The sequence below is a fragment of the Bartonella sp. CM86QHHN genome, from assembly GCF_042194695.1.
In the GTDB taxonomy this organism is placed as follows: Bacteria; Pseudomonadota; Alphaproteobacteria; order Rhizobiales; family Rhizobiaceae; genus Bartonella.
The window spans coordinates 149,927-164,415 of record NZ_JBHIND010000060.1 but is presented as its reverse complement, the minus strand read 5'-3'; the positions used below and the strand labels follow the sequence as shown (position 1 = coordinate 164,415).

Genomic DNA, 14,489 nt, shown 5'->3' with positions numbered 1-14,489 from the left:
CGTTTCCTTGGGTTAAAAAAGGGAAAGATGCCGTGCTCAGCTTTGGTGACTATAACCCCAAAGAAAAAGCTCAAAAAGAGATCCGAATCTATACGTATATATTTTGCCTTTTTTTCTTTTTTTCTCCAACATGCGCTTTTGCTCAGTCATTGGAAGGTTATTTACCATTTTTCTTCACTTTGCCGAATGGTCCATGGCTGCTTTTAGCGCTGTGTGGAGGAATTTCTTGTGCTTCACTTCTCACGTGCCTAGCTGTTATTATGCGTGCAAAAAAAACTGCACAGAAGCCTTTGAAGATAATTCAGGCAAATTTTTCTGAAAAACTTAAATATTATGAATGGCTTCTGGAAGAAACCGAGCAATTCCTTCTTATTTGGGAAAATCCAACAACCTTACCCCGTGTCGTTGGTGCCCTTTCTGCATTGCAAAAAATAGGAATCGACCAGAAAGATTTTCAGCGTTTTGAGCTCTGGGTTGAAGAAAATTCTCTGCGAGAACTTGATTATGCATTGACTCAACTACGTTGTAAATGTCACCCTTTTGATCTTTCTATCACCACCACAAACAATGTACCGCTACAAGTTACAGGAGTCATCGCAGGAACAGTCGCTATTGCTCGTTTTCAAGATATCTCAAAACAACAGAGTGAAAATGCTCGTTTACAGAAAGATATCGCCCGCCTTCTTACTGAACTGAGAATGCAGCGTAATCTTCTTGATCTTATTCAAGAGCCCGTATGGATAAAAGATTGTGAAGGAAAAGTTTGTTTTATCAATCGCGCCTTTAGAGAAATGACAGATTTTCGTGAAGGCAGTGATGAAGTGGGGGATCTTTTCAATGAAAATACACAACGCAAAACAGATGAAATAGAAACAATTTTTCAAGAACATGTTCACACAGTTATTGATGGAGAACGACATCGTTTTCATCTCACACGTATTACAACAGCCGAAGGGATGGCAGCTTTTGCGCGTGATGACAGCGCATATGAAAATCTTGCTCATGAATTAAGTTATGTTCTTCAAAGCCATTGTGAAACACTTGACCAAATTTCAACAGCTGTAGCTATTTTTGATACAAACCAAAAATTAAAATTCTGTAATCATGCTTTTAAAATTTTATGGCCGTTGGAGACTTCCTTTTTAGAAAGTGAACCAAGCCATACATTATTTCTTGAACGTCTACGTGAAAAAGGGCTCATTGCTGAACACCCCGATTGGCGCGCATGGAAAGAAGAACTTTTTAAAGCCTATCGACAAACAGAATCGAACCAACAAATTTGGAATCTTCCAGATGGGCGTACGGTGCGTGTTATCTCGAACCCTCATCCACAAGGAGGTGTCACTTGGCTTTACGAAAACCTTACAGAAAAAATTGATCTTGAACGCCGTTATAATACACTTATTAAAATACAAGGTGAAACACTTGATAAACTTTCCGAAGGCGTGGTTGTTTTTGGTACTGATGGACGCCTTCGTTTATCGAATCCTGCCTTGTCGAAATTGTGGTCTCTTCCTTATAATTTACTGGTAGAAGGGACCCATATTACACAGTTACAAAGCCATTGTTCAGCCTTAACCTTAGGACAAGAATGGGATCAATTTACCAAATTCATTACCGGTTTTGCTGAAAAACGTGAAACATATTCAGGTCGTATAGATCTTAAAAATGATATGATTATTGACTATACTCTGGTTCCTCTTCCCGATGGACAAACAATGCTTACTTTTGTGAATGTTACAGATACTGTCCATGTTGCACGTGCTCTTCAAGAAAGAAATGAAGCATTAGAAAGTGCTGATCGTTTGCGTAATGAATTTGTCCAACATGTTTCCTATGAATTGCGTACACCTCTCACCAATATTATTGGATTTTCCGATATTTTACGTGATCAAATTTTCGGCTCTATCAATAAACGTCAACAAGAATATCTTGGGCATATTCATTCAGAATCAGGAACTCTTTTAAATATTGTTAACGATATTCTTGATCTTGCTACCCTTGATGCAGGCATTATGGAGTTGGACATAAAATCGGTTAATATTGCAGATGCTATGATACAAGCAGTAGCACGTGTAGAAGATCGCCTTAATGGACGGCATATTACGCTTTTACAACAAATTTCTCCTTCCTTAAATTCTATTTCTGCTGATGAAAAGCGCTTGCATCAAATTTTTGTGAATGTACTGAGTAATGCTATTAATTTTGCAACGGAGGCGAGTACTATTGAATTTTGCGTCGATGAACAAGATGATAACATTGTCTTTAGCGTTCACAATCAGGGCTCTGACATCCCAGAAGACGTTCTTGATCGTATTTTTAAACGTTTTTCTTCCCATTCACACCATGGTGGGCGTGCGGGAGCGGGTCTTGGCCTTTCCCTTGTAAAAAGTTTCGTTGAACTACACGGTGGACATGTTGAAATTCTTACCGGTTCTGGAAAAGGAACAACAGTTAAATGTTTTTTCCCACTCTCCAAAGGAGATACGATTTTTTAATTTTAACCTTTATGATAACAAAAATTTTTCATCCATTTCATGGAACTTTTAATGAATTTTAGTTTTTTTCTTGAAAATGAAGAGGCAACAAAGCTTTTTGCACAAAATTTAGCTCTTTCTTTAAAGCCAGGAGATCTTGTAACGCTGCAAGGAGATCTTGGAACTGGAAAATCAACCATTGCACGTACAATCATTCAAACACTTGCGAACGATAACACTATGGATGTTCCAAGCCCTACTTTTACTCTTGTGCAAAGCTATCAACTTCCAAAGTTTGAAATTATTCATGCTGATCTTTATCGCCTTTCTATGGCAGAAGAAATTGATGAATTAGGGCTTCATGAAGCTCGTGAGAAAAATATTTTACTTGTTGAATGGCCAGAAAGAAATACAGCTCTTTTAGAACTCGCCACTTTTGCACTCACCTTACACTATAAAGAACATGGGCGTCATGTAACAGTTAGATCAGCGCAACATTCCATTGAATGTTTGCAACAGTCTTTTACAATTCGTACATTTTAAAAAAACATGAACATCATCATTTTTTAATTTGATAATACCTCAGTACTACCTATGAAATCTGAGATGATAGACAACATAAAGAAGGCTTCATGGAGGCACCAACCATGGAAGATGAAACGAAATGATGACTCTTTTATATAACAATGACATAAATTGCAAAGGACAGCCGTTAATTTATAGAAATTCATCAATTTATTTTAGAGAATCTGATACCTACAATTTTGATTTTAGAGAATAGTATAAGAGAATTTTAAATTGAAGTGATAACCCTTTAGAAGAGCATTATATAACCTGTAGTGAATTGCTTGTCTCTTTCTGCTTAAAAATTGTGAGCTTCAGAAAAGTAATTTGCAAAGTTTTTGCTTAAAATCTCCCTTTATGTGTTGAAAACACTATCTATCTCAATAGTCTTATCTAAGAAGAAATACCTTTAATGAAATTATCATTCTCCCAATATTTTTAACGCGCCTATAAGGAAAGAATTGCATATATTCTTCATACAAAGCAATTTTTTATAAAAAATGGCCAATTGAATCATGCATAAAAGCACGAATTCTTAAATTCATTTAAAATTTTGATTTTTATTGTCTTTTCATTATAACATAATGCAAAAAAGAATATTTTAAAAAAGTCAAAAGGAGAGACAAAATTTCTCTCCTTTATAGTAATTATACGTGGAATTAACTAAGCCCATCTTTTATCCATTCAGAAAGACGTCCTTTAGAGGTAGCGCCAACCATATTCGATGAAATATTTCCATTTTTAAACATTAATAATGTAGGGATAGAACGTACTCCGTATTGGGTAGCCAGTTCCGGATTTTCATCAATATTTACCTTAGCAATTTTAACTTGATTTTGCATTTCTATTGAAATTTCATCCAACATTGGAGCAATCACTTTGCAAGGGCCACACCATTCTGCCCAAAAATCAACCACAACAGGGGTGGAAGAAGTTAGAACTTCACTTTCGAAATTGTCCTTATCAACTTTTATACACGTCATTGATTTATCCTTTATATTCACCTTTTATAGATTGGTATAATAACAATTCATATCAAGTTATTGCAAAGATAAATTATTAAAGGACTTTTTTACACTAGGGATTATGCGTTGTGTTTGTTTGAGCGATTTTATGAAAGTAAATAAAATGTAAAAATGCTTTGCAAGGAAAAGAGTAACTTATAAGGCAACTTCACTAAGAAATGCCTCAAGTTTTTCTGGAGGAAGTTTAAAAATTTTGGCTTCTTTACTGTAGATAAGCAGAGCCTGTATATCTTTATCGGGATGAATAGCTTGCAATAACTTTCGATAAAGAGCCATTTGCAACCAATGATGAGAAGCAATAGCAGCTTCATTTTCTGGCGGGGTTCCTGTTTTAAAATCTGCAAAGATAACGCTGTTTTGCGTGATGTAGAGACGGTCAATTTGACCAGAGATTGCTTGTTCTTTTCCACGAATTTTCACAATACCCATTAAGGAGACCTCAGCACGTGAATGCTCAGAGAAAAGGGGTTTGAGATAAACATGATCTAATATTTTCCAAATATGGCAAAGAGCATCTTCTCTTTGGCTCTCATGCCAATGAGAGGCTTTGATATTGAGATAGTTTCGAGCATAATCTCGACGTTTTTGTGGGGGACAATCGGGTAAATACTGTAACAATCGGTGAACGAGATTACCATATTCAATGGAAAAAGCTCTGTTTGTGTTCATGGCTCCTAAAACAGGTGAAGTGGTAAGCTGTTTTGGACTTGAGGACAGCTCTGTATCAGCTTCAATGGAAAGGCTCGCCACTGACGGTTTTAACGGTTTTGGTAACACTGGTTCTGCTGGTACTTTATGGGAGAAAAAGTCTGGTAGAGGTGGAAGTGTTTGGCACTCAACGGAAGAAATTTTTTGGTTTATAGAAGTAGAAGAAGGCGGTGTAATGCAATAACGCCAAGCTGCAATATCTTCCGCAGGACCTTTTATAGCTACCGCATGTGGTTCGAGAGCTCTCTTTACCAGTTGTAACCATGTATGAGATGGCGTTTTCGGACCTTTATACCCGCAAACAAACAAGCGATCTTCAGCGCGTGTCATTCCTACATAAAGAAGGCGCCTATACTCCTCTTCAGCACGCTCTTTTAAACGCAAAATTGCTTGTTTAGAAGGCATTGTATCGAATTCTGCATTAGGGCGCCAGATAAAAGCTTGTTGGTCACTCAAATATGCATTGTTCAAGGGAACTTCAAGCAAGTGAGGTGAATGCTGGGGATGCCAAATCGCACTACCGGGATCAACTAAAAATACAACAGCAGCCTCCAGTCCTTTTGCGGCGTGAACAGTCATGATGCGAATTTCTTCATGATTTTGGTCAAACTCACGTTTAATTTCTGGTTCACTGACACTTAATGTTTCCAAAAAAGCTTGTAATCCTGGTAACCCCGTTTTTTGAATCGCGAGTGTGTAGTCCATAAAAGCATCAAGCACATCATTGGCTTCCGAGCCTAAGCGCGCTAAAATTTTTTGTCGTCCCTTATCATCATTTAAGATATGACTATAGAATTCGAAGACTGGTATTTTATCCACTAAAGTACGATATTGACTCAAGCTTTCAAAAGTATCTTTAAAAGGAATATGCGACGATGCCTGTTCACAAAGGCTTTTCCAAAGGGAGCCTGTACGGTGAGCGGCAAGTTGATAAAGTTCCTCTTCGCTAAGCGCAAAGAGTGGACTTTTTAAAACACAAGCAAGAGACAAATCGTCTTGTGGTTGCAAAACAAAACGTCCGAGTGCCATTAAATCACGCACACTCATATGTTTTATAAGCTGTAAACGGTCTGCACCAGCGACGGGTATATTGCGTTGTTTAAGGGCACGAGAAAGCGCTAGGGCAAATTGATCACGCTTACGAACCAAAACCATAATATCACTAGCACGCAATAACCGCCCTTTTGCTGGAAGCATTTCTCCTTTGTGTAACCAGCCTGCAATCGTTTCAGCAACTTTTTCTGCCAAACGTACTGCTGGTATATCTAAATGATCAACAGTTACATGCCAATCATCAGGAAATTCGTCTTTTTCTTTAGAAATGGCATCCCATAAAATAACTTCACCTGGACTGTGAGTACGGATAGCTTCGTGTATGGTTTTTGTATTTTCTGCTGAAAGCCCTTTATAATTCTCTGGTGTTTCAAAGACAAGATCCACACTTTTAAGAACATCGGCTGTGGAGCGAAAAGAGTAATTCAATTGTATTTTTTCAAATTTCTGCTTTGCTTGTTGTGCTTTTTTTTGAATAATTTTGCCATTTGCAGCAAAATTTTCTGGTGCAGCGCCCTGAAAGGAATAAATAGACTGTTTTTCATCTCCAACAGCGAAAAGAGTACGTATATTGTCACGTTGACTATGACCTGTAAAAAATTCTTGCGCTAAAAGTTGAATAATTTTCCATTGATCAGGGTTCGTATCTTGTGCTTCATCAAGCAAAATATGATCAAGACCCTTATCAAGTTTATAGTGCACCCATTGGCTTGCACCTTTGCGCTGTAACAAATGGAGTGTGCGCTCAATGAGATCATCAAAGTTTAAAAAACCATTGGCTTTTTTTAAATTTGCATAAATTTTGAGATAAAGGGCACAAAGCTGAAAAGCAGCCATATTGAGGGTGGCAACTTTTGCACAGTGATATTTTTCTAAAAGAACAGAAAGCTTGCTTTGTTTATCTTTAATCAATTGTTGAATAAAAGGCCAAATTTCATCTGATTTTTTAGACGATATAAGTGCAAAATTACGAGGTTTACCTTCTGTTGTAAAATAAATATTTGAAACAATATCAATGATAGTTTCTTCATCACAAGCAGTTTCTAATTGGGGAAGTTTTTCAATGATACTCTTAGTGTTTTTATTCCCATGGGTTTCACAATGGTTAAGAGCATAAAGAGGAAGACGAGCAGTCTGTTGAATTTTTTCTAGTAATTGCTGATTTGTATCATCAGGTGCTAAATTAAACAGCGCCCGCAATTTCTCTTCTCCATTTTCAGACAGAAGAGAAGACAAAAAATCAGACAGTTTATGTTGCTTTTCAGCTGCTTCATACAGCAATTGGTTAAAAGTATGTTCACTGATAACCTTAAGCAGCTGTTTTAGAGCGGGTTGTATATCATGATGCTTTAAAAGTTGGCAGCGGGCTTCTTGTAGTAATTTCTTGCGGTTGATATCATCTATGAGTTCAAAATGTCCAGCAATATTGGCTTCTAGCATAAATTGATGCAAGAGAGATTCGCAAAATGCGTGAATAGTCTGTATTTTCAAACCACCAGGTGTTTCTAAAGCACGAGCAAAGAGTTGGCGCGCATAGGTTATTTTTGTTGCACTGATAGGTTTGTTTTCAAACTTCGATAAGATTTCTTTAAGCTGTGCATCATCGAGTTCATTCCAGCTGGAGAGTGTGCGAAAAATCCGCGATTGCATAACAGCGGCGGCGGCTCTCGTGTAAGTAAGGCATAAAATACGTGCTGGAGAAGTACCGTTTAAAAGCAAACGAATAACGCGTTCGGTTAGAACATGGGTTTTTCCAGATCCTGCATTTGCAGAAACCCATACATGTGTTTTTGGATGTGTTGCTGTTGCTTGTGCATCAAGGGCTGCTTCAGGAATAGAAAAAAGAGTCATGATTGATCTCCTTTATGAAATCCATTTGACCATTCCCATAAGCGTGCCAGATGATCATAGTCACTTTCATATTGTTTTAACATAGGGACTGCGTGTGAAAGATAGCCTTGTTGTGGATTTTGATAATACTCCATTAACGCGATAAGATGTTCCCACGCCCTTTCACCAAGATTAATAACATTTTGGTGATCTTTTTCCGCTTTTTCTGAAAGAATTAATTGAGGAGTAATCTTACCTTTTCCATTAAGAGGAATATAAAATAGTTTTGAGGGGGACAGATTTTGAAAATCTGTAAAAGCTCCTCTCATTAATAGAGCGGTTTCCAATGCTAATTGTGGAAATAATAATTCGCGAACCTGTTTTGATGAAGGGGGTGTACTCGTTTTAAAATCAAGTATTTCAACCGTTTTGTTTGGCAATATATCAATACGATCAGCACGTCCTGAAAGAGTTACCCCTGTTGTACCTATGGGTATTTTTTGCGATTCCACTTCCGAATGTCGTATTCGGGGTTCTAGACTTTGTTCCCATTGCAAAATAAAGGGAGCAAGATTTTCAAATGTATTCCACCAGATTGTTTCAACATCAGCAGGCAAATTAAACTTATCAAATTCTTTACGTCCAATAGCGAGCAACACATCTAATGCATTTGCAGCATTTAGATTTTTTATTTGTGTGCAAAAATCTGCAAGAATAGCGTGATAAAGTGTTCCGCGTTCAGAAGCACCAAGGTCATGAATAAGGGCTTTAAGTGGTTTGAGCCTTAAGATTTTTTTAGCATAAATGGCATAAGGGTCATGGCGTAACGTTGTTATTTCGGTGATGGAAAAATGACGTGGACGCACTGCAATGGGTGGCACAGGGCAAGGGCGTGTTGCACAAGCAGACATGTCCGTATTGTCAAGCATCTTTGCCCAATGGCGTATCTTTTCACCTCGTGCACGGATTTGTTTCCAAACTTGTTGTCCTACGACAGTTTCTAAGCGTTGTAGCCAGCGTGAAGGGAGAGAAGGAACATGATCAACTCGTAGTGCTCGGCTCATCACCACTTTATCCATTCCCATCGCCCATTGAAAATCATGCGCGGAAAGACCAATACGCTGTTCTGGTGGTTCCAGAGTTAACATCATTTTCATCGGTCGCGATAAAAAAGCATCATTTCGGGTTGATATCGGCCATGATCCTTCATTAAGACCACCAATGACCACTGTATCAACCGTTTGCAAACGCGATTCCAAAGTACCCCAGATGAATAAACGTGGATGTCCTCCAGGCGAAGGTGCGACGGAACGGGTTGCTATTATGGCAGAAAACATAGCGGGCCATTCACAAAGATGAAATGTTAATCCCGATTGATCACTGACCAATTCACGCAAAAAATTTGATAAGGCTTGTCCTGCTTCATGTTGATAAAGATGTGCAAGAGAATTATCCTCATTGCGACCAAAATTTTCAAAAACCTCAACAGTTGCTATTGCAGCCTCATTGATGGTGCATTCTTTCTCTTGTTTCATAAGAGACGTTAAAGGCTCAACAGCTTTTTTTAAAAGATGACAAAAGAGACGTGCTTCTTCACATTTCTGCTGATCAAGGGTGTTATTTTCAGAACTATTATGAAAAGATGTTTCAATCCATTTTTCAAGAAATTGATCACATTCGCAAAGATTAATACGCCCTGTATTCCCTCGAAGAACAAAAAGTTCAAAATTTTCTGCCATTTCCCGTAAACGATGACGATTTTGTTGGAGTGTTGTAAGGGGATGTTTAAGAAGAGAAAGAAAAGCAATGGGATCATCAGGTTGCAATACATTTTCTAAGATAAGTCGTAAGAGAGTTACAGGCAATGTTTGTGCAAGTGGTATTCCGCCTGAATCATTTGCTTCAATTCCAAATCGCTGTAATTCCACAGCAACACGGCGTGCTAAATTACGGTCATTTGTAATAAGGGCTGCAGTTTTTTGAGGTTCTTCAATAGCTTTGCGTAAGGTAACAGCTATAGCGAGAGCTTCTTCACGTTCATTTATAGCTTCAATAAATGACCAATCTGCACAAAGATTTTCATAATCATCACGGATAATTTGTATCCATTTATCTGTTGTAGAAGCAGGTCGGAGTGCTTCTGATAAAAGAGCCATTCGCCTTTTCTTTGTGCTACTCTGTTGGCCAATTTCGCAAACATGATGACGTTGACACCCCATGAGAGAAAGAAGTTTTTTTAAATGATATTGAGGATGACTAAAAATATTTTCTGCATGATCAAGAAAATCACAAGCTGTTTTTTCTTTATTGCTCGTGCTTAATGCATTCCATTGTTCTTCATCCATATGAAAATCAAGTCCAGGAAGAACAACAGCCCCTTTTGGCAGAGAAGCTATAACCTTTAAAAGATGAGAAACTGCAGGAATAGAACCTGACACACCAGCTGCAATAATCGGTTTATCAGGCTGCGTACGTCGTAAATTCTCTGCATGCATTGTGAGTGCTTGATTACGCCATTCAGCGGGATTACTTCGTTGCCTTTCTGTCAAGATTTGTGGCCAATTTTGCGTAACAATAGTCAGAAAATCGAGCGTTATCTGCCACCATTCAGCGACCATGTCAGGTGCAATATCTTTAAGTTTCGACCAATCTGCTCCTTCTGTTTCAATTTCATCCATCAAATGTGCTAAATCTTGAGCAAGCCAAATTGCATCAGCACTATGAGCTGGAATAAGCACATCTTCTGTACCAAACATGGCACGCAGATGCGCAGGCAAATTTTCACGCCATGGACGAATAAGGCGCGCTAAAAGCAGTAGGCGTTCACTTTCACCAATGGGCGGATTTAAAGCGCTAGTATGATTTTCAACAAAAAGAAAACTGTCTTCATCTACATCACCTAGAGCACGAATAGTTGGCAAAAAGGTTGATTGTGTATCACTTCTTTCAACAAAAGCTAAACGCAAAGCGCGCGCAGCACGACGTGTCGGAACATAAATAAGGCTATCAGCAAGGGCAGTTTGAATATCTCCATTGGGAGCAAAATTATCAATAAGGGTACCAGAGAGCAGTGCATCAACAAAGTGAGGCAAAAAAGCAGTTCCAGAAGATATAGAAAAGACACGTGGTTTACAAGTCATATGATCTCATATTGGGGATAACAAATTTCATCTTATTGATTATTTGCTTTATTTTGACTGTATACAATTTTCATACAAGAAAAAACTGAAAAGCTCTATTTATACAGGAGATTTTTAGCTGATATTCAAAATACTTAAATATATGACCTTGTCTTAAGCTATTGTGAAAAAATATATCACAATTTTAAAAGGCGCTACAATTACAAATATATTATAACTTATTGAATATTATAAAATAAATTTACCGTATTCTTTATACAGTGCAATCTGAAAGTGTTCTTTACATACTCCTTTTATTTTCAGAAAAAATAACAATATTCAGATCCCTAACTCAATATGAAAAATCATTATCAACCAAATTGTTACATAAAAATTTCTTCTTTACATTAAGAGTTTACTTGATAATCTTTAAAAGTAGAAAATTTTATCTTAGGAGCTCTTTCTGCTTCATAATTTAATGAAAAATGGTTCTCCGCTAAAAAAACTGGATCACCTTCTAAATCATACGCAAGAGCAGAGCGATGATCGTTGAGAAACTTTTGTAACTCATCTTTGCTCTGCGCTGAAATCCAACGGCATAAATTAAAGCGTGCAGACTCAAAATTCACTGGCAAAGAATATTCTATTTTTAATCGCTCTTTTAAAACATCAATTTGCAAAGCACCAATAACACCAATGAGAGAAGGCGACCCATCATCAGGAATAAACAATTGCACAACCCCTTCTTCAGCCATTTGTTGCAAAGCTTCTTTGAGCTTTTTTGCTTTCATTGGATCGCCCAAACAAACACGACGCAAAATCTCTGGTGCAAAATTGGGTACTCCCTTAAAAAGAATATCTTCTCCTTCAGTCAAAGTATCGCCAATACGCAATGTTCCATGATTAGGAATCCCTACGATATCACCAGCATAGGCTTGATCAGCAATTTGGCGCGAACGCGCAAAGAAAAATTGTGGAGCCGAAAGTGTCATCGGTTTTCCTGTTCTGACCAATTTTGTCTTCATACCACGTTCAAGTGTTCCCGAACATACCCGAAAAAATGCAATACGATCACGATGATTAGGATCCATATTCGCTTGAATTTTAAAAACAAATCCCGTCATTTTAGGTTCAGTTGCTATGATATTGCGCTGATCTGCACTTTGATCACGAGGACTTTGACCAAAATCAATAAGCGCATTGATCAAATCACGAACACCAAAATTTCGTAAAGCTGAACCAAAATAAACCGGAGTCATATGACCTTCACGGAAAGCTTGAAGATCAAAATTCTTGCAAACACTTTGAGCGAGTTCTACTCCTTCAAGAAAAGTGGAACGTTGATATTGGGGAAGTAAATGGACAACCTCACTGGGATTTGAAACGATCCGCTGGGTTATCTCATCATCTTTTTGGCGAAAACGGTTATGATGAAGATCAAAAGTCCCAACGAAATCTTTACCCGTCCCAATGGGCCATGTTATGGGGGCGGTATCAAGAGCAAGCTTTTCTTCAATTTCATCTAAAAGCTCTATAGGATCACGCGCCTCACGATCCATTTTATTGATAAAAGTAACAATAGGAATATCCCGCATCCGACACACTTCAAACAGTTTTAGTGTTCTAGGCTCAATCCCGCGGGCCCCATCCAATACCATGATAGCACTATCAACCGCTGTAAGCGTGCGATAAGTATCGTCTGCAAAATCTTCATGGCCTGGGGTATCTAGGAGATTAAAAATATGATTTTCATATTCAAACGTCATCACAGAAGTCACAACAGAAATACCACGATCACGCTCAATATTCATCCAGTCAGAACGAGTTTGAATACGATCTTTTTTGGCTTTTACTTCTCCTGCAAGTTGAATAGCACCACCAAACAATAAAAGCTTTTCCGTCAATGTTGTTTTCCCAGCATCTGGGTGAGCAATAATTGCAAATGTACGGCGCCGCTTTACTTCCTGTACTCTTCGTTCCATTATTCCTCCATAGGTCGTGCAAGTGCTTCAGCAATCAGTGCACGCATTTCATTAATCCCATAAAGCGCTATAAATGATCCCCATCGTGGACCTCGCTCTTGTCCTAAAAGGACCTCATACAACATTTGAAAAAAAACATTGGAAACACCAGGCCCACCTTCAGGGCTTTTTTTGCTATGATCTTGATAGCGTTCCGTTAACCGCGCAACATCAAGAAGTGTATTTTGTAGTGTGTTGCCATCAACAGTTTCAGGAAAATTGGCTAATTTTGCATCAATTTGTGCTAATGTTGCTCGTTCGCTGTCATCTGGTATACGAAATTTTTTGTTTGGTTTAACAAAAACATCAAAATATTTAATGGCAAATTTCACCAATTGATCAAGTTCTGGACAAGTTTGCGCATTTGCCCCCTTAGCGTAACGAGAAATAAAACCCCAAAGAACCCCTGCATTCTCTGCATTTGAAGCACTTACCAAATTTAAAAGCATCGCAAAAGGTACAGGTAAATCAACCTGCGGTGGACAACCATTATGAATATGCCATACAGGATTACTAAGCCGTTCTTGCCAACTTTGACGACCATAGGCAGAAAGATGCGCATAATATTCATCCACAGCTTTGGGAATAACATCAAAATAAAGCCGTTTTGCTGTCTTGGGCTTTGAAAACATATAAAGCCCTAAGCTCTCTGTTGGAGCATATGTAAGCCATTCATCAATGGTTAAGCCATTTCCCTTGGATTTGGAAATTTTTTGCCCTTTATCATCTAAAAAGAGTTCATAGTTAAATCCCTCTGGAGGCTTTCCACCCAGTACTTTACAAATTTTAGAAGAAAGATTTGTGGAATCGATAAGATCTTTTCCTGCCATTTCATAATCAATGCCAAGCGCTGCCCAACGCATAGCCCAATCGACCTTCCACTGACACTTAACTTTGCCCCCCGTAACCTCTGTTTCTATGGTTTCTCCTGTTTCAGGTTCAATATAAGTAACTGTCCCTTTTTCAACATTACGCGCAATCATCGGTACCTGTAATACTTTTCCAGAAAAGGGAGAAATCGGTAGAAAGAGTGAATAGGTCGCTTGCCGTTCTTCACCTAATGTTGGTAAAATAATTGCCATCACCTTGTCATAACAAGCAAGGATTCTTAAAAGTGTTTCATCAAAACGACCAGAATTGTAATAATCCGTAGCACTTGCAAATTCATAATCAAAACCAAAACGATCAAGGAAAGCCCGTAAACGTGCGTTATTTGCCGCTCCAAAAGAAGGATAATCATCTCCAAAAGGATCAGGTACACGGCTCAACGGTTGACCAAGATAATGTTCCATCCTCTCGCGATCAGGCACATTCTCAGGAACCTTGCGCAAACCATCCATATCATCAGAAAAACAAAGTAATTTTGTTTTTACTTTATTCTCTGTGAGAATATGAAATGCATGACGCACCATGGTTGTACGTGCAACTTCCCCAAAAGTTCCAATATGCGGTAAACCAGAAGGTCCATAACCGGTCTCAAATATTATACTGTCTGGGTAACCCGTCTTTTCATACCGTTTGATAATCTTACGTGCTTCTTCAAATGGCCAAGTTCTCGATTGAGCAGCCGCATCCTTTAATTCAGGCGTAAGGCTAAGGGCATCACACTGATTACGCATCATTATTTATCCTAAAAATTATAATCTTCCAAAATAGGGTGTATGGTTCTTGAATTTATTCGTCAATAATAGC

General features: G+C 38.2%; 7 protein-coding genes. 2 read left to right on the top strand and 5 right to left on the bottom strand.

The genetic code is table 11. The features are described 5' to 3' along the window. Positions 1 to 32 precede the first annotated feature (32 nt). Positions 33 to 2,498, top strand: a complete 2,466-nt coding sequence (locus ACFIKX_RS06595) for an ATP-binding protein (RefSeq protein WP_375628512.1) — start codon at positions 33 to 35, stop codon at positions 2,496 to 2,498. Between the two features lie 51 nt (positions 2,499 to 2,549). Beyond that, on the top strand, positions 2,550 to 3,020 hold the full coding sequence (tsaE, locus tag ACFIKX_RS06590; protein ID WP_375612787.1) for a tRNA (adenosine(37)-N6)-threonylcarbamoyltransferase complex ATPase subunit type 1 TsaE: 471 nt from the start codon (positions 2,550 to 2,552) through the stop codon (positions 3,018 to 3,020). Between the two features lie 680 nt (positions 3,021 to 3,700). Here the strand turns inward: tsaE and trxA are convergent. The 5 genes from trxA to ACFIKX_RS06565 form a co-directional block, all read right to left on the bottom strand. Further along, complete coding sequence (gene trxA / locus ACFIKX_RS06585; RefSeq protein WP_273790200.1) at positions 3,701 to 4,024, bottom strand: thioredoxin; 324 nt, start codon at positions 4,022 to 4,024, stop codon at positions 3,701 to 3,703. A gap of 177 nt (positions 4,025 to 4,201) precedes the next feature. After that, positions 4,202 to 7,678 carry a double-strand break repair helicase AddA gene (gene addA, locus ACFIKX_RS06580; protein WP_375612786.1) on the bottom strand — a complete coding sequence of 1,159 codons (3,477 nt, stop codon included), beginning with the start codon at positions 7,676 to 7,678 and terminating at the stop codon, positions 4,202 to 4,204. After that, the gene (gene addB, locus ACFIKX_RS06575) at positions 7,675 to 10,797 is read right to left on the bottom strand and encodes a double-strand break repair protein AddB (protein WP_375628513.1); all 3,123 of its coding nucleotides are present in this window, start codon (positions 10,795 to 10,797) and stop codon (positions 7,675 to 7,677) included. Before addB ends, addA begins: the two co-directional genes overlap by 4 nt. A gap of 386 nt (positions 10,798 to 11,183) precedes the next feature. Further along, positions 11,184 to 12,758: a peptide chain release factor 3 gene (locus tag ACFIKX_RS06570; protein ID WP_375628515.1), complete on the bottom strand. Its 1,575-nt coding sequence runs from the start codon at positions 12,756 to 12,758 to the stop codon at positions 11,184 to 11,186. Further along, positions 12,758 to 14,419 (bottom strand): lysine--tRNA ligase, encoded by a 1,662-nt coding sequence (locus tag ACFIKX_RS06565; RefSeq protein ID WP_375628517.1) that lies wholly within the window; start codon positions 14,417 to 14,419, stop codon positions 12,758 to 12,760. Before ACFIKX_RS06565 ends, ACFIKX_RS06570 begins: the two co-directional genes overlap by 1 nt. Positions 14,420 to 14,489: the final 70 nt, after the last annotated feature.